Source organism: Pseudomonas sp. 2FE (assembly GCF_005503735.1).
Lineage (GTDB): Bacteria > Pseudomonadota > Gammaproteobacteria > Pseudomonadales > Pseudomonadaceae > Aquipseudomonas.
Map to the genome: position 1 here is coordinate 13,666 of NZ_SCMO01000009.1, position 25,196 is coordinate 38,861.

Sequence of the window (25,196 nt, forward strand, 5' to 3'; positions counted from 1 at the left end):
GCTTCGGTCATGACGTATCTCCCTGATACGGTTGCTTTGGGTGAAATCAGTAGAACAGCGGCCTGGGGAAACCCAAGGCATGAAAAACCCCGCCAGTGGCAGGGTCGGTGAGGGGCATCAGGCTGCCGAACAAGCTCCTGGCCATGGGCCAAGCCGCTCCTCGAACACCTGCAAGTTGTGCCCACAATCCCAGAGAGAAAACATTACCCCTGTATCCACGTTCACGGCGATAAGTTCCCCCTCGGCTGGCACGATGTAATAGCCGTCGTCACTGAGGGTCTCGTAGACGGCATTCCAGGTCTTCGCGCTGCGCAGATTCTGGAACAGGGCATTACGCTCGCCGATGATCGTTTTCAGGTTATCGGGCTTTTCTGTAAGAAATCGCCGGGCGAAGCTGGCCCAGAATGAAACCCTGCATTTACTAGCCATTTTTCATCACCGGGTCTGCCGCAGGTTCCGCTTGAGCAGGCTGCGCTTCCTGGCTGGGTGCTTTCTCGCGAAGGCTGATGAGCTGCGTCATGGTCTCGATGATGACCTTCGGGCTCTGAGCACCTTTGACCAGCAGGGTGTTCCCTGACACGTTGTCGACCACCACGGTCGCCGGGGTACCTGTCACGCCCATGATGGAGCCTTTCTCTGTCTGAGCCTGGATCAACTCTTTGTACTTGCCACTTTCCATGCAGGTCTTGTAGGCGTCGAGCGGGGCACCGACCTCACGCGCCAGGCGCTCGATGTCTTCTACGCCTTGGCCATTGAGTTGCGAGCGGGAAAACCATTCGCCCGTGAACGCCCAGAAGCTCTGATTACCCGCCACTTCGCCAACGCACTCGGAGGCGTGAGCGGCAACATCTGCTGTTGGGTTGTGGAACTGGAGGGGGTAGTGCTGCCATTCCCAGTTGATCCGGCCTTGGGACTGATCAACGAGCTGCTTTGGAGTGTCATGGAAGCGCTTGCAGAAAGGGCACTCCAGGTCGCTGAATTCGACCAGGGTGAACTCTGCGTCGAGGCTGCCGTAGATGTGCCGGCCCTTGATGCTCTTGTCAGCCGCAGCCTTCCAGTTGGATAGGATCTTTGCCTTCGCTGCACTGACGGCTTGGTCTTCGCGATCCTGAAGGGTTTTCGCTACAGCCTGAGGCAGTTGCTCGGATACCGCTTTGGAGACGGCCATGTCCGTATAACCCATGGCCATGTAACTGGAGACGCCAACCGCAATTGCAGAGCTGACTACGGAGATGCCGATGGTGCTAGCGAGCACCGATTTCATGTTGGTCATAGCGCTCACTTGAGGTTCTGGAGAAAGGAAGGTTGAAGCCGTAGGGGAACATCTTTAGGCGTGCCGCTGACCAGGATCTCCCACTCTTCATAGGTGAGACGCTGTGCGCCTTTGCAGAGCTTGTTGCGGACGTTGATGTAATCGTCCACTGAGGCCCGGCTATTGGCCAAGGTAACGATCCGCTCGCCAGAGACTTGCTGGCCGAGGGCGAATGTCTGGGCAACTGTGTTGCGGTCTGCACAATTGGCCGAGACGATTGACGCAGGCACGGCGACATCAGGAACTGGCTGCTTGGGCTGAAGCTCCGGATGGAGCTTGCCACCACGGGTTTCAAGAGTTTCGAGGCTGCCGAGCACTGGCTGATAAGCAGGCTTACGCAGGGCTGCTCCGCCGCGACCTGTATGCCCCCAGCTCGTATGGTGCTCGCGCATGTCGGGCTCGTAGCTGGTCACATTGAAGTCAGTGCCCTCGATTACGGGGGCGACGGGTTCTGGCTTGCTTGCGCAGCCAGAGACGAGGGCCAGGCCAACGGCCAAGCCCAATGGAAGGAAGGCTTTCAGATGCTGCATGGTGGTTCCTCGGATACGGAGTTGGTTTATTCTCCTGCCTTCCGAGAAAGCCATGGATCGATTTCAGACCAAAAAAGCGACGGAAAAAACGCCTTTCAAAAACCTGCTTGCCTTCGCTATTCTGTTGTTGCAGACTTCGCTCACGCCGTTGATTTTGGCGTTATGAACTAGGCAGCACGCTCGTGCGCCCCATCTCGTAGGCCTAGCGCCTCGTGGTTGCAACAGCAGCCTCCCAGAATTCAGAGATTAAGTCAGCTCGCATGTGCGAACTGATTTATTCATGTGCTTCGGCACATGGTCGGCTTGTTGGCCGTCTCACAAGTACAACTCGAAACCTTAAAGAAACCAAACCCCAACGGGGCTGCTATTGCCCCGTATTGGGGTTAATGCCGCCTCGTAGTTCTATATATTGGAGAATTACTATGGCTCGCGGCATAAATAAAGTTATCTTGGTCGGTACATGCGGACAAGATCCAGAAACTCGCTACTTACCTAACGGTAATGCAGTGACCAATCTCAGCCTTGCAACAAGCGAGCAGTGGACTGACAAACAATCTGGCCAGAAAGTCGAAAAGACTGAATGGCATCGAGTTTCATTGTTTGGGAAAGTTGCTGAAATTGCTGGAGAGTATCTGCGGAAAGGTTCGCAGGTTTATATCGAAGGCAAGTTGCAAACACGAGAGTGGGAAAAAGACGGTATCAAGCGTTACACCACTGAGATCGTCGTCGACATGCAGGGCACTATGCAGCTCCTGGGTGGTCGTAAAGAGAACCAAGGCGACAGTTCCCAACCGCAAGGCCGTGAACAGCGCGCCCCGCAACAACAGCGCCCGCAAAGCCCGAATAGTCAGCCTGCCCCTCAACAGGGCGCGCCGCACTATGACAGCTTTGATGATGACATCCCCTTCTTCCGTATAAGTGATCGGCTGGCATTGATCATCTAACAGAACAGAAGTCATCGAAATATAAAACGCACCCAACAGGGTGCGTTTTCTTTTCTAGAAAGGAAAATAGATATGAGCAACTTCCAAAACGCTGTAGCCATTATCGCGAAGAACGAAGAAAAGTTCATGGCGTTGGCGGAGTCCTCGAAGACTGAAGTTCTATTCAAGAATGAGCTGCTTTATGCGTCTCAGGCGATGATGAACAACGATTACCTGTGCCAGTCGGCACTGCGTAATCCAATCAGTCTCAGAAATGCGTTTAGCCAGGTAGCGGCGTGCGGTCTGACCCTTAATCAGTCCCGTCAGCTTGCCTATCTGGTGCCCCGTGATGGGCAGGTGGTCTTAGATGTTTCCTGGCGAGGCATGATCAAGGTCGCTGTAAACGACGGTGCAATCCGTGACTGTATTGTGGAGCTGGTCTATTCAACCGATCACTTCCTCTACAAAGGCAAACGCACCACTCCAGAGCATGCCTTCGATCCCTTCGCCAAGAAGGAAGATCGGGGTGAGTTCCTGGGTTGTTACGTTGAAGCCCTGCTGCCTGATGGGCGAGTGCATGTGGAGGCGGTCACTGCCGCCGACATCAATGCTGCTCGCGAGGCTTCTGACTTGTGGAAACGTAAGAAGAAAGGCCCTTGGGTCGACTTTGAAGATTCCATGCGCAAGAAGTCAGCCATCAAGATTGCAAGAAAATACTGGCCTTTCTGCGGCGAAAAACTCGACGCAGTGATCCAGTACCTCAACACTAATGCGGGCGAGGGATTCTCCTCGAATGATGTTCCCGTGGGTGTCGTTGAGCGATTCATGGGTAATGCTGAAGTTGTGGAGACTGAGCCGTTGCCGACCTCGAATGAGGTTGTGCAGGCAGCCGCAGACCCTGCTGAAGCGTCCCAAACTGCCGAACCTGAAGCCGCCGAACCTGCTATTGCGGGGGAAGTGATTGAAGGTGAGGTAGTAGAGCCAGAGCAAAAGCAACCCAACCAGGGCCAAGTGGATCTTCCTGAAAAGGTAGTCCGCAAGGTCGCTGAAATCCTGCGCCGCGCACGCGAGGCCGGGGCTTGGGAAGCCGCCTTCGAGCACGTTTCGACGTGGCCGGTGGAAGCTCGTGAATACGCAGTCAGGGAGCTGAAAAGCGCTCAGTACATTGCATCGTCGCAAGGCGAGTAATCCTGCAAGAACCTCGGTTGCCCAGATGGGCAACCGGTCTAACCAACCCCTGCGGGGCATTCCCGCATGGGGTGCCGCGTTAGATAAAAAGGAAACTCAGATGGCTGACATCATCGCGCTCATCCTGACCCTGCTGCTGCCGTAAGGCTGTAGTACCAAAAACCAACCCTGACGGGGCATCTGCCCCTCAGGGTGCATTGCCTTCGTCGTTCTTGAGAAAGGAAAACGATATGGCAACTGCACAACAAAAAATCTCCGTAGAAATCGTGCAAGACAGCGATGCTGAGAACCCGCGCAAGTGGGACAACCTGGCAACAATGGTCTGCGCGCATCGACGGTACGATCTGGGCGACGAAAGCGGCACACGGGAAGCGTTGGATCTGATCTACGAGAACCTGACCGACGAGCAGCTCGATCAAATTGATTTCGACGCCTCTCATGTCCCTGACATTGAGAAGGCTCTCCAACTAACGGGCAAGGCGATCATCCTGCCGCTGTATCTCTACGATCACAGCGGCATCACGATGAAAACCACGCAGTTCGCCTGCCGCTGGGATAGCGGGCAGGTAGGTTTCATCTTCGTCTCCAAGGCGAAGGTGCGCAGTGAGATGAGCTGGAAACGGCTCACTGCTGAGCGCATCGAAAGAGTTCACGCGATGCTTGTCGGTGAGGTGACGGTCTATGACCAATATCTAACCGGCGACGTGTGGGGCTTCCGGGTGACTGAGGATGATGAGGAGACGGATTCATGCTGGGGGTTTTACGGCAGCGATCCGCTCTCCAACGGCATTCTTGACCACCTATCGAGCCAGGCAAAACAGCTAGTCGAGTCTGGAAACTTCCAGCGCGTCTGCTGACTTACGCAATTCCCTGAGGGGCACGTCCCCTACAGGGAAGGTGCCTTTTTTTCAGGGCTAAAAATCTGAAAAGGAGAATCACCATGCGTACCTACATCCTCTCGATGTGCGATCTGCGTACCAAGAAACAAACCACCTACCGCTGCCAGGCCAACACCTTCAGCGAGGCGGTTACTAAAGCTCAGAAAGCCATCAGCGGCTTTCCTGGTCTGTCCTCTGGCAACAATGGAGGGCAGAGCCATGCGGCCCTCAACCATTGAAAGCCTTCATGAGTCTCTGGCCATGTGGCAGGAGATGAAGGAGACGGGGGAGGGGTTGGCCTTCATGGCTGACGAGATAATCGAGGAGATCCAGGGGAAAATTTCCTCCTTGGAATACCTGCTCGGTCAGCTCGCCATCCACGGCACAGGCCTCACTCTCAAAGACAGCAAGCGCGATGCTTGGGGGATCGTCCTACCGGACGCCTCCCAAGCGGGTCGTTATCGCTGGCAAGCGTTTCAGCGTGATGGCTTCACTGGCCACTGCACGCATGACACGCCCGAGCTGTGCGTCGGCGACATGCTTGATGACGGGTACACCATGGTTGATCTGGGTGCGCTTGATCGTCTGGCGACGACTGTCGAATGGCAGCGCGGTATGGAGGTAGTCGCGGTGATTCAGGCCTGCAATACGGGCCTGCTGAGCTTCGAGGACGCCATGCGCAAGCGAGAAGAAATCTACGCCCGTTACTCGGTGGCTGCTTAATTCAAGCGGATATCCAGGTTCGGGTGCATCACTGATCATTTCAGCGAAAAAACATTCCCTCAGGGGGCGAACAGCCCTCTGGGGTTCGTTCGCCTTTCGAGGGGCTGCCGCTTGGGTTTTCTGGCCTGGGTGGTGAACTTGAGAAAAGGAGAAACGAGATGAAGACCTTCGAGTCATGCAGTAAGGCGTTTCACGCCGCAGAAGCAGCTATCGTCGCTCACCGTTGTTCTGAGCTGGGGATCGAGGTTCAGGGAAAAACCATGCTGAAGAAACTCAGCATGTTCCTGGATCTGGATAACTGGCCGGAAAGTCCTGACCTTCGGGGCCTGACGAAAGAGGATGAGCAGGATCTGCGTGTGTGGGGTGCTGACTACAGCACGCGGCTCCAGGACTTCCACAGGAAGGCCGAAGAGCTGCGCACTGAGCGACACAATGCGCTTTGCAGCGCACTACGGTCTCTTGGCAAAGAAATTGGCTGCGAGTTCTTGGAACTGTGCGGCCCTCTGGATCAACGCTTCGCAGATGCACTGTGCAAGGCGGATCGGTTGCGCAAGACGATGCTCGATGGCATCGGCTATGTGGACTTGATCGACCCGGAAACAAACTTCGCGAAGGGCTTCTACGGCGCTACGGCACTGAAGAAAACCGAGCTATTCCACAACCTGAAGCTCTGCGCTGAGTACCGCAATAATGGTACCCGGCATAGTGACGAGGTGATGGCCAAGCTGGGGTTCGCTGAGGAGGTATGCAATGAAGATCGTTGACATTGCACAGCGGACACCTGAGTGGCACGCATGGCGAAAGGACGGCATCAGCGCAACCAGTTGCGCGGTGATCATGGGCCAAAACCCGGATAAAACGCCCCTTGAGCTATGGAAAGAACTGGTTGGGATTGTCGCTCCGCAGGATCTGTCGGTTATTCCGCAGGTTAGGAGGGGCGTCAAGTTCGAGCCTCTAGCTCTGCAAGGCTTTGAAGACAAGTACGGCAAGCTAGCCTTGCCGTTCTGCGCTGAGTCGAGCGAGCGTCCGATCATTCGGGCATCGTTTGACGGCGTTCTGGACGATGGCTCGCCGGTCGAGATTAAAAACCTCTCCGAGGACAACCATCTGGAAGTGCTCGTGTTGCGGGACAAAAGCCCTGCTTTCCAGCTCTACCGTTGGCAGCTCTTGCACCAAATGATTGTCAGTGGTGCAAAGCGCGGTTACCTGTGGTGCTGGTCTCCGAAGCATGAGCCCTGCTGCTTGATCGTTGATCGGGATGACATCCTGGTTAAGCGCATCATCCAGGCAGAAGAAGCCTTCTGGAAACTTGTGGAAACTGGGGTTCGCCCTGAGCCTGATCCAAAGCGTGATCTGATCCCTACGGACGTTCTCGATTTGCAGGCATGGCGACCTCTGGCACAGGCCAGGCGCGAGAAGGAAGCAAAATTGGCCGAGCTAAAAACTCAGTTGAAGGTGCTGACCAAGGAAACCAAGGACATTGATTCTCAACTCATGCCGCTTCTGGGTGAGTTCAAAAAGGTCGATGCCCTTGGAGTGAGAATCACCTCCTATGAGGTGAGTGGTTCTGTTGACTGGCAGGGTGTGGCTGAAGAACTGATGGCGGAAATACCTGCCGAAGTGATTCAGCGTCATCGCTCCGATTCGACAGTAGCAACCCGATTCACGGTCAATGCTTCTTTCGATGAAGCAACCGCCCAGCCCGAGCCCGCACCCATAGTGCGAGTCAAGGCTGAGCAAAAACTGGATGAGCCGGTGGAACTCTCGCAGTTCTTCGGCACGTTCTCGCTGTAACCCCCCCTACGCCCGGCCTTGTGCCGGGCTTTTTTCTGACCATAAAACGGTCTGAAATCGACTCCTCTCCCTGTTTCTTTCCAGCATCATTCTTGGAAACATCTGCCCGAGAATCGTATGCCCCCTATCCTGTCCTTCCTCAAAACCTTATGGCCCAGCAGAGCCAGTGCTACACGCAAACTGGACAAACAGTTTCGGCACCCAGCCGAAGATTTGATTACGCCTGAGATCAGGCCATACCTTGAGAACCACGACTGGCGTATTTTGTGTTACCCGCCCTATCAGCAGGGCTACCCCGCGCAAGTCAACGGCGCTTGGCTCATGCGTACCTTTCAGAAAGATTTGTATGACCGGATCTCTGTCTCCGTGGGCATGCCGAAGTCTGACCGGGACTTATATCTCGAACCCGTTCTGGAGAACTTTGCTGAGCTGGCTCATCTGCTCCCAGCCTCACAAAACCATCACCACTGTGGCCCGGCTGGCCTGCTGCGTCACAGCCTTGAGGTAGCATCACTCGCCCTGGATGCGGCTCTCACTCGTGAATGGGACAACGAACTAACCCCCGCCCGGCGGAGTATGCGAAAACGCCGATGGTATGTAGCTGCCGTCACGGCTGGTCTTCTTCATGACGCCGGCAAGCCGATTAGTGACATTCGTGTCGCGAGTATGGATGGGGTGCATAACTGGAACTTCAGTTCCGAAAGCATCTTTAAGTGGTCTCAGCGCCACAAGCTGACCCGCTACTTTCTGCACTGGAGGCCTAATCGGCACGACGCACATGTGCGAGCCACGCCGACACTCATTGGCATCATCATCCCGCTTGAGGTGAGAGCGTGGCTCACGGACGACAACTGCGACGACATCTTCTCGGATATGTGCGACGCCATTACCGGGTACGGTAACTCTCCGCTTGCGGAGATTGTGCGCCGGGCCGATACCACATCGACAAAGCGCGACCTCCTGCGTGGCCCTACAGATGGTGGCGGTACTGGTGTTCCTGTGCCGCGCCTAGCGATCGATGCGATGCACCGCCTTGTGAGTGATGGGGTTTGGGAGGTCAACACTCCTGGCGGGAGAGTCTGGACTTCTACTGATGGCGTTTATATCGCTTGGCAGCAGGGAGCCCAGGAAATCATCGAGATGGTACTCAAGGACGGAATCATTGCGATCCCACGGTCACCTGAGACGCTAATCGGCATTCTGGTCGATCACGGTATAGCGGAACCGCCTTCTGACGGTGAGTTCCTGTGGCACGTTACGCCTCATCTGCTTCGCAAGAACGGCAAAGGCCCGGCTCTTCGCTGCATGAAACTGAAGACTCCGGACACTCTGTTCCCGGCTTCCCCGGTACCGCCGCCTGTGTCCATCAGCCTTGGGAAGGAAGGCAAGCAGACGGATGTTATTGCTCCGAATGATGCAGCAGGAGCGGCGGCTACCCTTGCCAGCCAGAATCAGGTTGATATGTTTGGGCCGGATCTGAATGGTGAGAATCCAGGAGATGTACGATCCGCGGCCTCCGATGAGGCTGCCACAGACGAGCCAAACAGCAGTACGAGTAGGCCTGCCAAGGAACAAAAGGGAACCAAGAAAACCCCGCGACAGTCCGCTCCTGTACCGGCGGCACCCACAAGCGGGGTCACACTCAAACCGGCTGCGCCGGCCATTGAGGACGCACCCCAACCAAGGAAGGCTGATCCGGTAGTGGTGGCGGACGCTGGCGAACATTACCAGCCAGAGGCCGCCGAAAGCCTTGAGGACATGCTTCTGTTCCTCAGCGCGAGCCCTGCTGCCGTTGAGCCAGATCCGGTAGTCGAGGCTGTTACTGAAGCTGAAGCATCCGCCGTGTCGTCAGATGCTGCGGAGCCCGCACAGGCCATACCAATCCGAGAGGGAAAAATCTCCCTCAATGAACTGTTGAGCAAGGGCGCTCCGAAAAAGAAGCAGCCAGCACCAAAACTTGAGGCTGCGCAAACCGAGAACCGGAAAGCTGCAAAGCCCAAGCCTTCAGCCTTCGGTGAGGAGGTCTCCAGCAAGCTGGCCCAACATGAAATCTACCTCCTAGAGCAACAGCCGGCATTTGCAACGAAGCTGATCGCCGCGAGCAAGGACGTTGACTTGGCGGCACAGGCCAAGGGAAAGGTGTTTCTGTGCCTCGATAAGGGCATTTTCGAGACCGCCGACCTTCCAGCTCTCGTCGAGGCTGGGTGGCTATGGCAGGACATCACCTCCGAAGGCCCCGCGCTCACTCGTGTCCTCCAGTTAAGGGAAGGCTTTTTGCTGGCTCAGGACTACAGCTTCATGTTCTGCAAGCTGGCCGGGCTCAACTGGCACATCCCGCACGTCTCGCTGCTGCCAGTGGATCAACTGGACAACCTGACAGCAGCGGTCAAGGCCCTCATGGCGAATGCCGCAATTGAAGAGATCAGCGGCTCGCCGACGCTCAGGGTAACCCTGAGCCAGCTAAACGCTGCCGCAGATCAATTTTCCATTACCAGTGCATCTCTCGAAACAGCGCTGCTTGCTTTACGCGACGCAGTGAAGATCGCCAGCCGCCGCAAGATCTATGTGCGCCCGCTACCTGTGGAGGTTTCAACCAAATGAGTGAATGGGATTACACGAACTATTGGCGCAAGAACTTCGAGGCTCGAGAGGCTGCGGCCTGGGGCGCGTCCATGGTGGCCAGCTCGGCAGTTCATATCATGGCCGACATGCCCACAACTCCCTACCTGATAACGCTTGCTGTACAAGCCGGTTTTGCCCTTTCCGCAATACCCAAAGCGATGCGAGTGAGCAAGGCTAAAGCCTGCCTGGTCGGCGCGAACCTGACGTTCATTACGCTCGAAGAAGTCATTGAGTTGGTGAAGAAGCACCCACACGAATTTTATTTCGGCGAGGCGTTCCCGTGGAGGCAGAAACACGGGCAGTACGCCTTTGAGCTTCAATCTCTGGACATCGAGGCCATCATCGGCAAGAAGGGCAAGCGCAAGGCTGAGATCAAGGGAACCAAGTGGCTTCACGGTATCGGCTTGGACGAGGAGGAGGCCTGCTGGCGTCCTCAGGATCAGCGCTCTATCCACCATCTCGTGCTAGGCACCACAGGCGCGGGCAAGACCCGGTGGTTCGACCTGGCCATATCCCAGTGTATCGCCCGTGGGGAGCCGGTAATCGTAATTGACCCCAAGGGCGATAAAGGATTGGCCGAAACATGCCGGCGTACATGCGAGGCAATGGGTGTAGGGCGGGACTTCCACTATTTCCACCCTGGTCATCCAGACAAGTCAGTGCGCTTGCATCTCACCAAAAACTTCGGGCGCGCTACTGAAATTGCGTCCCGAGTAGCTGTGCTTATGAAAACTGAGGCCGGCGACCCCTTCCAGGCGTTCGCTCAGATGGCCCTGAACAACGTCATCCAAGCCATGCTGGTATGCGGCATTCTGCCAACTCTGCTGGGATTGCGGCGCACTCTTGAGGGTGATGTGCCGGGCCTTACCATCAAAGCAATCACGGCATTTGGCAGCAAGGTCTTTGGGGTAGAGCAATTCTCTCGCATCGCCGAGTCCGCAATTTTGTCGGCCAAGGTGAGGGACACCGAAGCGAAGGCCAAGGTGCTGCGCAAGGTCTACTACAGTGAAATTGCCCCGGTTCAGCCCAACTCCGATCTTGAAGGTCTGCTTACGATGCTGGAGCACGAGCGCACGCACTTCAGCAAGATGATCGCCGGCCTCCTGCCAATCTTGATGATGCTAACTTCTGGAGCAATGGCCCCTCTGTTGTCACCGACAGATAACGATGAGGATGACCTTCGATACATCACCGACCTGAATTCGGTCATCAACGGTAATCAGGTGCTCTACCTCGGCCTCGACTCGCTGGCCGACTCGATGGTGGGCTCGACCATCGGCTCGCTTGCTCTGGCGGATCTCGCGTCAACAGCCGGTGAAATCTACAACCACCGCGTTCCTAAACCCGTGAACATCTTTGTCGATGAGGCGGCGGAGGTTATCAACGACCAACTCATCCAGCTCCTCAACAAAGGCCGTGGCGCTGGTATCAACCTCTACATTGCGACGCAGACCATCGCCGACTTCGTAGCACGGATGGGTGATGAGGCCAAGGCAATGCAGGTTCTGGGTAACGCGAACAACATCATCGCCCTGCGCATCCTGGACACCGACACGCAAGAGTTCGTGGCCAAGAAAATGCCTATGTCTCGATACCAGTACGTCATGCGGACTCAGGGCAACTCCGCCAGCGAAGGCGGGGTTTTACAGGGCGGCAACGTCGGTGAGCGCCTCATGCAAGAGGAGGGTGAACGGTTCCCAACAGCCCTGCTTGGTGAACTGCCAGACCTTGAATATCTGGCGGTATTTGCAGGTGGTGACATCCGCAAAGGCCGCTTACCAATTCTTACCGGCCCGACGCCTCAGTAATCCGGAGCAAAAATTGTCTATTTCGATTCCGCTGCAAATCCAGCGTATGACCGGCCTCGAGGCCCCCGCGATGACGTGCCTGCGCAAGTTCGACCTTGAGTGGCGCTGCGGTACCCATTTCATTTATCTGATGCTCCTGGCTGGCCACAAGCCAGAGCTGATTGCTGCTGCTCTGAATGACGCACTGGCCTCCTATCAGCGCATGTGCCGCGATGGGGTTAATGACTTCATCCGCCTTCGGCTCGTGCTTGGTCATGTCGTTAAGATCCTCACTACCTCGGGGGATGCCCCATCTACAGACAACATCGAGGCTTGGTGCGAGAGCACAAACGTCCCTCAATTACTTCGGGAGCACCTCATCAATGGCTGATTCTTCGGTAGAGGAAAAATGGCCCAAAGGGGTTTTCGCCTCCATTGCCTTCCTCTTTGTCCTGATACTCATGCTGGCAACGGTCACGCCCAACACCTTGATCGACACGGTGATGCTCAAAGAGCGGAAGTGGGGAAGCGAACTGTTTGGCCAGGACGACTTGGCCAGCATTCTGGAAAAGACCGATGGCTACTACACCACCATGGTGATCGACTCTGGAGCGAAAAAGACCGTCTCGGATATGTTCATGCCACGAGGCGGGACAGTCGATGCCTTCGAGAAAAACGTGAATTGGTGGTTCGACTACTTGGAGACTCGCGGCGTGGCCATCCAAAAGATCCTCTACCAGATGATCTATCGGGCGGTGCTTACGATGTACTGGATTCCATTGCTCGCTGCTGTGCTGATACCTGCGATCTATGCCGGCTTTATGCGCTGGAACGCCAAGCGGACGGGGTTTAGCTACTCATCCCCGTTCCTCAACAACAACGCGCACAACGTCCTTTCGTGGGGTGGTGTGTTGATCGTGCTGAGTGTGTTACTGCCGCTACCGCTTCCACCGTTACTCATCGCGACGTTCATCATCATCACGCTACCTGTCGTTATGACACTGCTGATCAGCAACCTGCCCAAGAAAATCTGATTCGTAATCTGACCAAAAAAGCGCCTGAAATCGAAACCTTCAGGCGTTTTTTGTCCGCAGAATGTCCTGAAATCCTGACTGGTTGGCTTTTCCATGAATGAATCCACTTTCTCCATCAAGGGTGCCGTGGCCATTGCGGCGCTCGCGACCGCCCTTGGCGTTGTTTCGTACAAATACTTCACGGTTGTGCCGGATCTGGAGGCCGAGTTAAACGCAATCCAGAAAGAGTTGGTCATCGCACAGGCGCAAGGGCTCGACACCGGCACAATCGAAGAGTTGGTAAGCAAGATCAATCCAGCCGAAGGCAAGGATATCCCGGCGTCTCCAGACAACTGGGTCTATGGAAACCAAGCGGCTCGGTACACCCTCATCGAGATGACCGACACCGAATGTCCATACTGCCGCGACCACTTCCCGCAGGTTAAGGGGCTCATCGAGTCATCCGCCGGCCAGATCAACGCCGCAATCCTTCACGTTCCAGCCTTGAGTGAGGCCTCGCGTCGTCAGTCCGTCGCCATCGAGTGCGCGGGCGAGCAGGGCGGCTCTGACGCTGCCTGGAAGTTCACCGAAGTCGTGTTCGACAAGACCGGAGGCCACGGCAAAGGTGTCAGCGAATCACTCGTCTCTCTCGCCAGCAGCCTCGGCCTGGATGGGAAGCGATTTGCAGCCTGCACCGACTCCAAGGCAGCGATTGATCGTGTAGCTGGTGACCTCGATCAGGCTCTCAAGATCGGCATTCAACAAACCCCGTCAACGCTCGTGCTGGACAACACCACCGGCCTGTCGATGGTGCTCCAGGGTGCCAACGCTAGTCAGGACGGCATCCTCAAGGCCATCGCAAGCCTTGGCAAACAACAAGGAGCCTCAAAGTGAGCGCCGAACCCGTAAAGATTCCCGCGCACATCGACGAGCCGCCTCACGTCATGTTCTGGCGGCTCGATGAGGTAATGCCTATTGGCATCGGGCTGGTGGCAGGGGTGCTGCTGGCCCAGCTAATCCTCTGCACTGGCCTCGGACTGATCCTCGCCCGTTTCTACCGCCGCTTCTGCGACAACCGCCCAGACGGCTATCTGCTGCACGCTATCTACTGGTACTGGGGTGCTATTGGCGGCAAAAAGGCCCGCACCATGCCCAACTCATACGAGAGAGAATTTATCTGATGCTGCTGAAGACACTGACTAATTCCTTCGACGGGATGCGTGGCGAAAATCAATTCCTGCGGATTGCTGCTGCGGCATTACTGGTGAGCAACCTCGTCGTGTCGTGCTCCGCCATGAATCGCGACGAGGTTGTGACCCTTGTTCCTCCTACGCTCACTGAAAAGACCTGGCTAAGTAAGACCCAAGCTGCCGGCGAATACACGGAGGCATGGGCGCTGTACATCGCAATGATGATTGGCAACGTGAATCCGCATAATGCAACGGTCGTCAAGGATGCCATTGGCCCCATCCTGGATAAGGCGATCTATCAAGAGACCATGACGGTCTTGGATAAACAGATCCACCAGATCCGCCAAGATCGGGTGAGCCTTAACTTCGAGCCTCAAAAAGTCCTCCGCGATAACGTCAACCCGAACAAGTTTTACGTCACGGGACGCTCTATCTCCGAAGGCCCGGCAGGCGACAAGAAACGCTCTAACCGTACCTATGAGATTGAGCTGACCATCCAAGACTACAGGCCAAACTTGACCTGGGTGGGCACCAATACAGGCGACGCCAGGACTCAGGACATCATTGACCGCGAGGCAGCTAAAGAGCGAAATCAGGCAGAGCGAGAAGCCCGAAAGGCTAGGTAACACCCCTCGCCCCGAGAGCCCATGCCGAACTGCGTTTGGCATGGGTTTTTTTATGCCCGGCCATTTGCAACGGCGGGGCTTTCCGGCGGCAATCGAGATGATCGTTTTCAGTCGCTAAATGCGCCTGAAAACGAAACCTGCGAGCTGAAAAGGGCGACAGAATTGACCTCAACTAAGAACCGAGGTCGTTTCAATGCCCCTTTCTCGCACCCGAACCCTTTTCCAGCCAGCAGTGCTGGTTTTGGCTATGGCCGTTGCTGCCCAAGCGTCCGCACAAGAGCAGATCCAAATTCCAGGGCTGCAAATGCCGGTAGCTGCCAGTTCCCAGGCTGCCCCGAGCAGAGGCTTTGAGTCCCCTGAGCCGACTCAAGCTGCTGAATCCGTTGAGTCTGCTGAGCGCGCCCCACGAAAGGTTGCTATCACTCCTAGCGAGGTAGAGAACCCTGCCGTGCCTGGTAGCGTTGTGAGCAGGCAAGCCCCGGCTCAGCCAACTGAAACCCGTCAGGATGTTGTTGTCACCAATGGCACGAACACCCTCATCCCGATCAGTCGCGGGCAGATAAACCGGATCGTTACACCCTTCGACAACCCTCACATTCAAACCGTGAGCAAGGCCGAAATCTCAACCAGCGGTAACGTCATCTACGTCACCACTGAAACCGATCAGCCGGTGACCATGTTCGTTACCCCGGAGGACGATGAGTCCGTGGCACTGTCCCTGACTCTTCTGCCGCAAAGCGTTCCTCCCATCCAGGCGAATCTGGTGCTGGCGAAGAACGTGCAAGGCCTTTCCGGCGGCATGCCTATCACCCAGACCGCGAACTACAGCGGCCAAGCTCGCAAGTGGGAGCGCTCGCAGCCCTATATGGACACCTTGCGCTCGCTGATGCGTGACATGGCCATGGGTAACCTGCCACGCGGTTACAGCTTCGGTGAGCTGACTAGCGGCGCGAAGATCCCGGCCTGCGCGCAGCCTTCGATCAGCTTCGATTTCAGCAAGTCGCAGTTGATCGAAGGCCACGACTTCCGCGTGTTTGTCGCCACGGCGGAAAACATCTCCTCCCGCACAGTTGAATTTGACCACGGAGCATGCACGCACCCGCATCGCGCTGCGGCAAGCGCGTGGCCGGACGAAGTATTGGAGCCCGGCCAGAAAACAGAGGTCTTTGTTGTCACCCGCGTGCCGACTGAAGTACCGCAAAGCGCAACTCGCCCAAGCCTGTTGCAGTAAGGAGTTCGACCTTTGAGCGCAATCCACAAGTTCCTCGAAAAGCTCTCCCCAAAAGGCAAGATGATGCTGGCCATCGGTAGCACCGTACTGATTGCCGGCACGGTTATCGGCGTGACCATGAATGCCGCCACCCCTGAGCGCAAGGCGCGTATGGCGGCTAAGCCGCAGATCGAGGCGGTGCTCACCGACGAAGATCCTCGTGCCCTCGGTCTCGACGCTGTGGCCAGCCAATTGCGCCAACTGCAATCCCAGCAGGCGCGCATTGAGCGGATGCTGGGGCAGAAAGAGAAGGACGTGCAACTAAAGGAAACTCAGGAGCAGGTAACAGGCCTTCAGGAGCAACTCAAGCTCGTGCAGCAGGAGTTGGCCCGCGTTGGGCGGGAGTCTGGTCGCAATAAGGACTCCGATGAGGAGGGCGCTGAAAGTGGCAAGCCTGCAAGTTCCGCAGCTTCGAGCAAGCCATCATCACCCATTCCTGTTCGTGAACCGACGCACATCAGCAAGGCGACCAGCTCGTCTACGGATCTGTCCAACGTCTACACCAACCTGCCTCCGCCCCCCCCAGAAGACCCGAAGGATCGCAGCAGCGAGAAGAAAGAGACCCCGAAGATCCGGGTTATTAAACAGAAACAGGACGAGGCTAAGGACGACAAGCCTGAGGAAATCTCCGTCACCCTTCCAGCCGGCTCGATCCTTTCTGGCGTCCTGGTGACGGGCATGGACGCTCCGACAGGCAAGCAAGCCCAGCGTGACCCGTTCCCAAGCCTGGTACGTATCAAGAACGAAGCAATCCTGCCAAACCGCTTTCGCGCTGATTTCCGCGAGTGCTTTTTGATTGCGGGCGGTTGGGGAGACCTGAGCTCCGAGCGCGCCTATCTGCGCTCTGAACGTCTTTCCTGCGTCCGCAATGACGGCTCCGTTCTGGAGGCCTCGCTGGAGGCCTATGCGACTGGCGAAGACGGTAAGGCTGGCATCCGTGGCCGTCTGGTCAGCAAACAAGGCCAGATCCTCGCCCGCAGCCTGATGGCTGGCTTCATGCAGGGGGTAGCCTCTGCCTTTACCGTGCAGAAAGTACCGACCATCAATGTCACTCGCTCAAACGGCGACGACAACTCGGAAGTTTCTCCCGTCTACGAGCAAGCAATGGATTCCAACGCGCTGCAATCCGCCGGTTTCGCCGGGGCAGGCTCAGCGCTTGAGCGAATTGCTGACTTCTACTTGGAAATGGCCGAGAGCATTTTCCCTGTAATCGAAATCGACGCTATGCGAGATGTGGACTTCATCGTCAACAAAGGCATGACCGTCAAGTTCAACTCTTCCACCCTCAAAGTCGCAGACGTAAACAAATAAGGATGCAGCCATGCTGAAGAAATTAATAGCACTTGCCATTTTCAGCTCTCTTGTTACGGGCTGTAGCGTTCTGAATATCGGCGCTAGCGAATATACCTGTAAGGGTATGCCTAATGGCGCGACATGTATGTCTGCAAAAGATGTTTACTCTGCAACTGAGGGGGATGATTACAAGACCAAGTTGAAACAAGAACAAGAAGGTGCCGTGGAAAATAAGAAAGAGGGTGAAGCTAAAACCCGAGTTCTGATTGCTGAGGGTGCCGATAATGCGCCGATTCCAATGCGTGCTCGAAACCCTCTTCCTATTCGCTCGCAAGCAGTTGTGATGCGTATTGCTATTGACCCTTGGGAAGATGAAAAAGGCGATCTCTACGTTCCTGGTTTCATCTACACGGAAGTTGAGCATCGCCGCTGGGAAATTGGTGCTAGGCAGCCAAATGCCTCACCAACCTTGAGGCCATTAACCGCCACTAAAGCTGAAGCAGACGGTAAACAATAACAAAAGCAGGCCATCAGGATGCGGACTTTCATAGGTTCTAAATCTTTGACTTCCCCTGGAGCAGTGCTAACAGCACTGCTTTTTTGTTGGAGAAGGTCTACGCCTGCAACTACTAAAAGGATGTTGTTATGCGATCTGTTTTGAAGCCGTCCGCATTTAAAAGTATTCAGATATTCAGCGCAATTGTTGCAATACGGAAGTTTTGTTTTTTCCATCTGTTGTTTGCTGCATATTTGTTGGTGCAGGCGCAATTAACGCATGCCGATGAAACCTGTTATTATGTTGGAGCTGGGGCTGGCTATTATGCGAATTCCCATCTATGGGATAAGACTGGCTCTGCTAACTATAGTCTTTTTGTGGGCGGCGGCACTGGTCTTCAGGTTACAAGCATTGACGGCGAAGTTCTCTATAATGGTTACATTTATAGAATTGGCAGGCTAATGGAACTTGTGCCGGCGACCGATAAAAAGCAGGAGATTCGGCGATATGAATATTGCAAGAGGTTGCCTAACACATCCCCCACTGTAAGTGATATCTCGCTTTCAGGTTGGGAAAACACTAACAATAGTGCCACCTTGACCGCCAGCGATCCTGACTCTGGCGATTACCACGCATTTGGCATTGTTACAAATCCAGCAATTGGCTGGGCATCAATTAGTGGTAATCAGCTTTACTTCACACCCCCAGCTAACTGGAGCGGAACGACATCCCTTAGCTACGCTGCTGTGGACTCAAAGGGCGCGTGGTCAAATACAGCTACGGTTTGGATAACCGTAAATCCTGTCAATGACCCCCCGGTTGCCCAAGCCACTACCCTGACTGTCAACGAAGACACTTCGGGCTCTGTGACTTTGAGCGCGACCGACATCGACTCGCCGGCTCCAAGCGTATTCGGGATTGTCTCGGCGCCGGCCAACGGTTCGGCCAGTATCAGCGGATCTACTTTGACCTTTACCCCGAACGCTAACTGGAACGGTTCCACCAGCCTGACTTACCGGGCGCAGGACTCGGCGGGGGCGTGGTCGGCGCCGGTCACCGTTAGCATCACCGTCAACCCGGTGAACGATGCTCCGGTGGCCCAGGCCAAGACGCTGACGGTCAACGAAGACACCAGCGGCACCGTGACCCTCAGTGCAATCGACATCGACTCGCCGGTACCGACTGTGTTCGAGCTCGTCGCGGGCTCGGCCAATGGCGCGGAGAGCATCAGCGGCTCGACCCTGACCTTTACCCCGAACGCTAACTGGAACGGCTCCACCAGCCTGACCTACCGGGCGCAGGACTCGGCGGGGGCGTGGTCGGCGCCGGTCACCGTGAGCATCACCGTCAACCCGGTGAACGATGCTCCGGTGGCCCTGGCCAAATCGCTGACGATCAACGAAGACACCAGCGGTACCGTGACCCTCAGTGCCGGCGACATCGATTCACCTGTTCCGAGTGTGTTCGCGATTGTTGCGGGCTCTGCCAGTGGCACACAGAGCATCAGCGGCTCTACCCTGACCTTCACCCCGAACGCTAACTGGAACGGCTCCACCAGCTTGACCTACCGGGCGCAGGACTCGGCGGGGGCGTGGTCGGCGCCGGTCACCGTGAGCATCACCGTCAACCCGGTGAACGATGCTCCGGTGGCCCTGGCCAAGACGCTGACGGTCAACGAAGACACCAGCGGCACCGTGACCCTCAGTGCAACCGATATCGACTCGCCGGTACCGACTGTGTTCGAGATCGTCGCGGGCTCGGCCAGTGGCGTGGAGAGCATCAGCGGCTCGACCCTGACCTTCACCCCGAGCGCTAACTGGAACGGTTCGACCAGCCTGACTTACCGGGCGCAGGACTCGGCGGGGGCATGGTCGGCGCCGGTCACCGTGAGCATCACGGTCAACCCGGTGAACGATACCCCCTCTGTGACCAATCGAAGCCTAAACATTGACGAGGAGGCTACCGGAACCCTCACGCTCACCGCCACGGACGTGGATCTGAGCTTTGAGGGCGACAGTCATACATGGAGTATCGTCACAGCACCGAACGTTGCCCACGGCACTGCCTCAATCAGCGGCTCTACACTGACCTTCACTCCAGCGGCGAACTGGAACGGCACGACCACGCTGACCTACCGGGTAACCGACTCCAAGGCGGCTATCTCCAACACTTCGACCATCACCATCACGGTTAACCCGGTGAACGATGCCCCGGTGGCCCAAGCTAAGACGCTTACGGTCAATGAAGACGCCAGTGGCACCGTGACCCTCAGTGCAACCGACATCGACTCGCCGGTACCGACTGTGTTCGAGATCGTCGCGGGCTCGGCCAATGGCGCGGAGAGCATCAGCGGTTCGTCCCTGACCTTCACCCCGAGCGCTAACTGGAACGGTTCCACCAGCCTGACCTACCGGGCGCAGGACTCGGCGGGCGCGTGGTCGGCGCCTGTCACCGTGAGCATCACGGTCAACCCGGTGAACGATGCCCCGGTGGCCCAGGCCAAGACGCTGACGGTCAACGAAGACACCAGCGGCACCGTGACCCTCAGTGCAACCGACATCGACTCGCCGATACCGACTGTGTTCGAGATCGTCGCGGGCTCGCCCAGTGGCGTGGAGAGCATCAGCGGCTCGACCTTGACCTTCACCCCGAACGCTAACTGGAACGGCTCCACCAGCCTGACCTACCGGGCGCAGGACTCGGCGGGGGCGTGGTCGGCGCCGGTCACCGTGAGCATCACTGTCACCGCAGTGAACGATGCCCCGGTGGCCCAGGCCAAGACGCTGACGGTCAACGAAGACACCAGCGGCACCGTGACCCTCAGTGCAACCGATATCGACTCGCCGGTACCGACTGTGTTCGCGATTGTTGCGGGCTCGCCCAGTGGCACAGAGAGCATCAGCGGCTCTACCCTGACCTTCACCCCGAACGCTAACTGGAACGGTTCCACCAGCCTGACCTACCGGGCGCAGGACTCGGCGGGGGCGTGGTCGGCGCCGGTCACCGTGAGCATCACCGTCAACCCAGTGAACGATGTTCCTGTAGTGGCGGCCAAAAGCATCGCCACCAACGAGGATACCGCCGGTACTGCGACCTTAACCCTCACTGACCCGGATTTGACCTATTGGGGGGATTCGCACACCTACGAAATCGTGAACGCCCCGGCGAACGGTACAGCCACTATCAGCGGCTCGACTCTGACCTTCACCCCGGACGCCAACTGGAACGGTTCTACTAGCCTGACCTATCGCGCCAAGGACAGCGCGGGGGCTTACTCCGCAGCAGCCACCGTGAGTATCACCGTCACCGCAGTAAACGATACGCCTGAAGTCCAGGAAAAGACGGCTTCGATTCCCGAAGACACCAGCGCAACGATAGCGCTCACGGTCAGTGACGTTGACCTGAGCTTTGAAGGTGATAACCACACCTTTGAGATCGTCGGCGCCCTTCCGGCAACCGAGGGCGCGTTTGTACTCACCGGCTCAACGCTGGTCGTAACGCCCGCTAAGGACTGGAATGGCACGCTTAATCTCAGCTACAGGGCCAAGGATAAAAATTCTGTCTGGTCTGACGCCAAACCTATTGAGGTGAAAGTGACCTATGTGAATGACGCCCCAACAAGCGTTAGCGCAGTGATCACCACCAACGAGGGAATGGTTAGCGACCAACTCACCCCGACCGTAGCGGATGTGGACATTACCTATGGCGAAACGCACAACTTTGAAATCCTTCAGCAACCGGCGCACGGTAGCGCACGAGTGTTTGAGAATCGTCTCGAATACACTCCGAACGCCGCTTATTACGGGGCAGATAGCTTCACTATTCGCGCCACCGACGCTGCCGGTGCAACCGTGGATGGGATCGCCTCAGTAACGGTCAGCAAGTTCAATTATCGGCCAACATCGATCACGCCGAAATTCCTGAGCATGTACGAAGGCATTGGCGGCACAGCCCAACTGAGCGTCAACGATCCTAACGACTGGGGCACTCATACCCTTCAAGTCGTTCAGCAGCCGGAGCACGGATCTGTAACCGTGAGCGGCATGTCCATCACCTACAAAACCGATGGTGATAGCCAAACTTCAGTGAAACTGCGGGCGACAGATCAAGATGGCCTCTATGTAGAGCAAGATGTTGTTCTGAACTTCCTGCCAGCCTGGGAGATGTTCAAGGATCGGGAAGTCAAGGCAACTACTGCAAATCCGAGCGTGCCGGCTGTTAAGAAGCAAATGACGACGCGCTCTGGTGCCAATGCGCTCGTCCTCGTTGACCAGGACGTGATTCAGGCCCTTGGTACCGAAATTATCGCCATCGTCACCCCGGACTCCAAGGTTGGCGTGACACTCCAGCACCGCGAGCTTGCTCAAGGTGTTGGCATGCGCCTAGTGCCTACCAAACTCACTGCCGAGGCCCTTGAAGCGCGCCTCGGCGGTCTGAACGTAGGTGTCGACGGTCAAGCAACGATCTACTTGAGCGCCGCAGACATGACCGGCCCGGTTTACTCCGTCCCGGTTCACGCATGGTCTCCGGAAGGCGCTCTGACGGCTCAAACCTGGACGATCACGCAGGCAACTGGAAAGGCTCAAATCTCCTTTTCCGCCAGCAATAGCGTGTGCAGCATTGCGACCAATGAGCAAGCAGCAAAACTGAAGAACGTGCTTCAGGATCGCGCCTGCTTCATCACCTGGACGCAGACTCCGGACGAATGGCGAAACACCAGCACGCTCGCCGCTCTGATGATGGAGGCATCCAGTAGCCAGGTCGGCACTCAGCAAGTGCAAGCGACGGTTTCGGTCTTTGATCCGAAAGGGGAGAAGCACGATATGGTCACCTTCACTCACGACCTGACCGTGCAAGCCGTAGTCGATCAAATCAAGTTCAGCCTCAAGCCGGCACCTGAACAGGCCTACCAGCTTGTTCAGTCCGTATCACTGTCCCTGCTACACGTCGCAGGCCCGGTCTGCGATACGACCTCGAACGAAGCCTTTGCCAAGAAGAGCGCCCAACAATGGGTCAGCCGTCCGGTGTGCCTCATCCGCTGGATGGAGGTTCCTGACGGCATGAACCCGCTTGCGAGTAGCAACAGCGTTGGCCTCGACGGGGCATTCAACTTGGCTGGAGAAAACAATATCTCCTGGAAGTCCTCGGTGTTTACGCCGAGCGGCCAAGAGGTAGCCATAGGCTTTGGCGAGCACGATGTTGAGGTAATCACTCCGCCGGCACTTGAAATTGAAATGCCGACGAAAAACGTAGTGAAGGAGGGGATGTATTCGGTTTCCCAGCTTGGCGGCTATATCGGTACCGCGACGATTACCTCTATCGCTGCGGCTCTGAATCTCAACGTCATTCGCGACGGAGCTGAGCTCCAGAAATCCACTCTCCCGAGCTACGGGCGACCGCAACGTGCAAGTCACTACCTCGAGGGGATCGAGGCTCCGCTTTGGAGCGTTACCCCGTACTCGATCAATGTGGCATACGCTGCGATGCCGGCCATGCAGGTAACCAAAGAAGCATCCTTGCTTGCTGTTCCGCACGACAACATCCTGCCCGTGATCCTTAACGACGAACGGACAGCACTCGACAACGTATCTCTGCCAATCGACGTAGCAATCAAAGACACCCGGTTCATGGATGATCCGTTCAACGTCAGCACAATGGGTGACTGGGATATTCGCCTGCTTTCCACCACGGTGGGGGTTGATTACGAGCCCATGACTGATTGGGAGCCCATCAATGAGGAAGGGAAGGCGCAGTTCGAGATCGATCTGCAAAGCCTGACCAACCAGGCGGTACGGATTATCGCAGAAGCTCGTGTTCGCTCTCCTGTTCCTGAGTACGAGCTTGTTCGCCAATCCGGCTCACCAATGGTTTTGTCAGTCCTCAACGGCGAGCCCCTGGAAGGCAGCATTCAAGCGCTGCGAGTCATCGGGCCGGCACCACTGCGCTCCAGTTTCTATGCAGTGACCCAAGACCGGATGCAATCCGCCGACCTTGGCCTCGTTCGCTGGGAGATGAGTAAGGACAATGGTGCGAGTTGGGAGGACGTGGTTACTAATGAAAACCTCCCACAACGCCTAACGATGGTCTTTGAGCGTGGCAACTACATGCTTCGCGCCGAGATGACCAACCGCCATAGCGGCGCGAAGTCGATGACCCCCATTATCGAGGTGATTGCCTATGTTGTGCCGCAAGCACGACTTAAAGGCCCGGCCAACGTGTTCGTTGGCGATAGTGGCAAGTTCACGCTCACAGACAACAAGGGGAGCCCGCTCGACACGACCGGGATGATCATCGAGTGGTCTGAAGACCGTGGTGCAACTTGGATTCAGGGTAGCGATTCCTACAGCGTCACCCGGAGTGAGGTCTCTCGGGTCTACCTGACCGTTCGTATGAAATACAGCGACGCCCCAGAGGACAAGCGTGTTTACAAGCAGCTTCGAGCTGGTGTCGCGTTCCGCCCGGTTCGTCCGCCTCGTGTGCAGATCATCGGGCCTCGCCGCCCTGAAGTTGGCAAGGAAGCCTCTTGGGTCGCCAACCTGATGATGCCCTACCCGAAAATGGATATGACCATGGATGGGGAGTTCATCATGCCAGACGGCCAGGTAGTGACCGAGCGTGAGGTTAAGTACACGCCCACTCAGGCTGATATGGACAATGAGGAAAGCCATATTGCCGTGCGCGCCTGGATCAATGGCTATGAGGATCGTGGCGGCATGGGCATGACCAAGCACCGTCTGATTTTCTGGTCATACGACTGGCCGGAATGGGCGATCAACAGCAAGGTGACCGCAATCTACGCCCCTGCGGATCTGACCATGACGGCGCGTTCTCTAGGCCTGTTCCGTGAGTTCGAGGATCTCAAAGTAGAGTGGGAAATTCCGCCCCACGAGGGCATTGAGATGGTCAAGGATTCAAGTCAGTCGAGCAGGATTCTGCGCGTTACCGAGCCAGGCACTTACACCTTTGGGGCTCACATCAGCGATAGCCGTGGTAACTACAGCTACGCAGAAACTGACGTTGAGTTCTTGAATGCGATCCCATGGAACATCCAGTTGTCCTGGAGTGGCGACAATGACGCAAACCGCGCACCTCTTGGCGTGCTGATCCGCCCAAGCATCACAGGCGGCCACCCGAAAGACCGGATCAGTAGCAAAGTCTTCTCCCTCAACGGGGAGGCTCTGCCGAGTTCCGGCGACTACGGGCGCGCTGAGCTGGAAGAGGAGGGCATACACACCGTCAAACTGGACATCGCAACTGAGATGGGGATGGCTGCTACTGGCCAGGTCGACATCCCAGTTTCGATGAACAAGAGCCCGAACTGCGAGATGGAGGTAACCGTTGGCCGTACCTCCTGGCTGGCCAAGGCTGTTTGCACCGACGAAGACGGTCGGATGGCGCGCAACCTCTGGTACGTCAACGGTGTTCAGCAGGCGCTTACCTCAAGCAGCATCTCGGTGCCGATGTGGCGCTACCCGGATGGTGAGCCTGTAATCACGCTCGTCGGCGTGGACGACTCTGGAGCCGAATCGACCCCGGTAGCCAACAAGTAAG

21 protein-coding genes are annotated in these 25,196 nt (G+C 56.6%); 18 read left to right on the forward strand and 3 right to left on the reverse strand.

The features are described 5' to 3' along the window. Window positions 1-117: 117 nt before the first annotated feature. Genes FFS12_RS14050 through FFS12_RS14060 form a run of 3 tightly spaced genes read right to left on the reverse strand, consistent with a single transcriptional unit; the run spans window position 118 to window position 1,842 of the window. A complete protein-coding gene (locus tag FFS12_RS14050) occupies window positions 118-429 on the reverse strand; it encodes a hypothetical protein (RefSeq protein WP_137887464.1) in 312 nt (103 codons plus the stop codon). Beyond that, complete coding sequence (locus tag FFS12_RS14055) at window positions 422-1,273, reverse strand: DsbA family protein (RefSeq protein ID WP_256657392.1); 852 nt, start codon at window positions 1,271-1,273, stop codon at window positions 422-424. Before FFS12_RS14055 ends, FFS12_RS14050 begins: the two co-directional genes overlap by 8 nt. 5 nt (window positions 1,274-1,278) lie before the next feature. Continuing rightward, entirely contained in the window at window positions 1,279-1,842 is a 564-nt protein-coding gene (locus FFS12_RS14060) for a hypothetical protein (protein WP_137887466.1), read from the reverse strand. A gap of 422 nt (window positions 1,843-2,264) precedes the next feature. On the opposite strand from FFS12_RS14060, the gene FFS12_RS14065 reads away from it, so the two are divergent. The 18 genes from FFS12_RS14065 (at window position 2,265) to FFS12_RS14145 (ending at window position 25,195) form a co-directional block, all read left to right on the forward strand. Further along, a complete protein-coding gene (locus FFS12_RS14065; RefSeq protein ID WP_137887468.1) occupies window positions 2,265-2,786 on the forward strand; it encodes a single-stranded DNA-binding protein in 522 nt (173 codons plus the stop codon). Between the two features lie 72 nt (window positions 2,787-2,858). After that, window positions 2,859-3,953, forward strand: coding sequence for a recombinase RecT (locus FFS12_RS14070; RefSeq protein WP_137887470.1), 1,095 nt, complete (start codon window positions 2,859-2,861; stop codon window positions 3,951-3,953). A 230-nt stretch (window positions 3,954-4,183) separates the two neighbouring features. Next, entirely contained in the window at window positions 4,184-4,810 is a 627-nt protein-coding gene (locus FFS12_RS14075) for a hypothetical protein (protein ID WP_137887472.1), read from the forward strand. A gap of 83 nt (window positions 4,811-4,893) precedes the next feature. Beyond that, on the forward strand, window positions 4,894-5,070 hold the full coding sequence (locus FFS12_RS19945; RefSeq protein WP_171011880.1) for a hypothetical protein: 177 nt from the start codon (window positions 4,894-4,896) through the stop codon (window positions 5,068-5,070). Then, window positions 5,051-5,554 carry a hypothetical protein gene (locus tag FFS12_RS14080; RefSeq protein ID WP_137887474.1) on the forward strand — a complete coding sequence of 168 codons (504 nt, stop codon included), beginning with the start codon at window positions 5,051-5,053 and terminating at the stop codon, window positions 5,552-5,554. The genes FFS12_RS19945 and FFS12_RS14080 overlap by 20 nt, the downstream gene beginning before the upstream one ends. 158 nt (window positions 5,555-5,712) lie before the next feature. Continuing rightward, the gene (locus FFS12_RS14085) at window positions 5,713-6,318 is read left to right on the forward strand and encodes a hypothetical protein (RefSeq protein WP_137887476.1); all 606 of its coding nucleotides are present in this window, start codon (window positions 5,713-5,715) and stop codon (window positions 6,316-6,318) included. Further along, window positions 6,305-7,348 carry a YqaJ viral recombinase family protein gene (locus tag FFS12_RS14090; protein ID WP_256657393.1) on the forward strand — a complete coding sequence of 348 codons (1,044 nt, stop codon included), beginning with the start codon at window positions 6,305-6,307 and terminating at the stop codon, window positions 7,346-7,348. The genes FFS12_RS14085 and FFS12_RS14090 overlap by 14 nt, the downstream gene beginning before the upstream one ends. Window positions 7,349-7,465: 117 nt before the next feature. After that, window positions 7,466-9,949: a MobH family relaxase gene (gene mobH / locus FFS12_RS14095; RefSeq protein WP_171011881.1), complete on the forward strand. Its 2,484-nt coding sequence runs from the start codon at window positions 7,466-7,468 to the stop codon at window positions 9,947-9,949. Beyond that, the gene (gene traD, locus FFS12_RS14100) at window positions 9,946-11,778 is read left to right on the forward strand and encodes a conjugative transfer system coupling protein TraD (protein WP_137887482.1); all 1,833 of its coding nucleotides are present in this window, start codon (window positions 9,946-9,948) and stop codon (window positions 11,776-11,778) included. Before mobH ends, traD begins: the two co-directional genes overlap by 4 nt. A 13-nt stretch (window positions 11,779-11,791) precedes the next feature. Next, entirely contained in the window at window positions 11,792-12,148 is a 357-nt protein-coding gene (locus FFS12_RS14105) for a hypothetical protein (protein ID WP_137887484.1), read from the forward strand. Then, window positions 12,141-12,791: a DUF4400 domain-containing protein gene (locus FFS12_RS14110; RefSeq protein WP_137887486.1), complete on the forward strand. Its 651-nt coding sequence runs from the start codon at window positions 12,141-12,143 to the stop codon at window positions 12,789-12,791. Before FFS12_RS14105 ends, FFS12_RS14110 begins: the two co-directional genes overlap by 8 nt. A gap of 93 nt (window positions 12,792-12,884) precedes the next feature. Further along, window positions 12,885-13,664 carry a thioredoxin domain-containing protein gene (locus tag FFS12_RS14115; protein WP_137887487.1) on the forward strand — a complete coding sequence of 260 codons (780 nt, stop codon included), beginning with the start codon at window positions 12,885-12,887 and terminating at the stop codon, window positions 13,662-13,664. After that, window positions 13,661-13,951, forward strand: coding sequence for a type IV conjugative transfer system protein TraL (traL, locus tag FFS12_RS14120; RefSeq protein ID WP_137887489.1), 291 nt, complete (start codon window positions 13,661-13,663; stop codon window positions 13,949-13,951). Before FFS12_RS14115 ends, traL begins: the two co-directional genes overlap by 4 nt. After that, window positions 13,951-14,586 (forward strand): TraE/TraK family type IV conjugative transfer system protein, encoded by a 636-nt coding sequence (locus tag FFS12_RS14125; protein WP_137887491.1) that lies wholly within the window; start codon window positions 13,951-13,953, stop codon window positions 14,584-14,586. Before traL ends, FFS12_RS14125 begins: the two co-directional genes overlap by 1 nt. Before the next feature lie 193 nt (window positions 14,587-14,779). Beyond that, on the forward strand, window positions 14,780-15,817 hold the full coding sequence (locus FFS12_RS14130; RefSeq protein WP_256657394.1) for a type-F conjugative transfer system secretin TraK: 1,038 nt from the start codon (window positions 14,780-14,782) through the stop codon (window positions 15,815-15,817). Window positions 15,818-15,829: 12 nt separating this feature from the next. Beyond that, window positions 15,830-17,167, forward strand: coding sequence for a TraB/VirB10 family protein (locus FFS12_RS14135; protein WP_137887493.1), 1,338 nt, complete (start codon window positions 15,830-15,832; stop codon window positions 17,165-17,167). 10 nt (window positions 17,168-17,177) lie between these two features. Beyond that, a complete protein-coding gene (gene traV, locus FFS12_RS14140) occupies window positions 17,178-17,666 on the forward strand; it encodes a type IV conjugative transfer system lipoprotein TraV (protein WP_137887495.1) in 489 nt (162 codons plus the stop codon). Between the two features lie 128 nt (window positions 17,667-17,794). Next, entirely contained in the window at window positions 17,795-25,195 is a 7,401-nt protein-coding gene (locus tag FFS12_RS14145; RefSeq protein ID WP_137887497.1) for a tandem-95 repeat protein, read from the forward strand. Window position 25,196 lies beyond the last annotated feature (1 nt).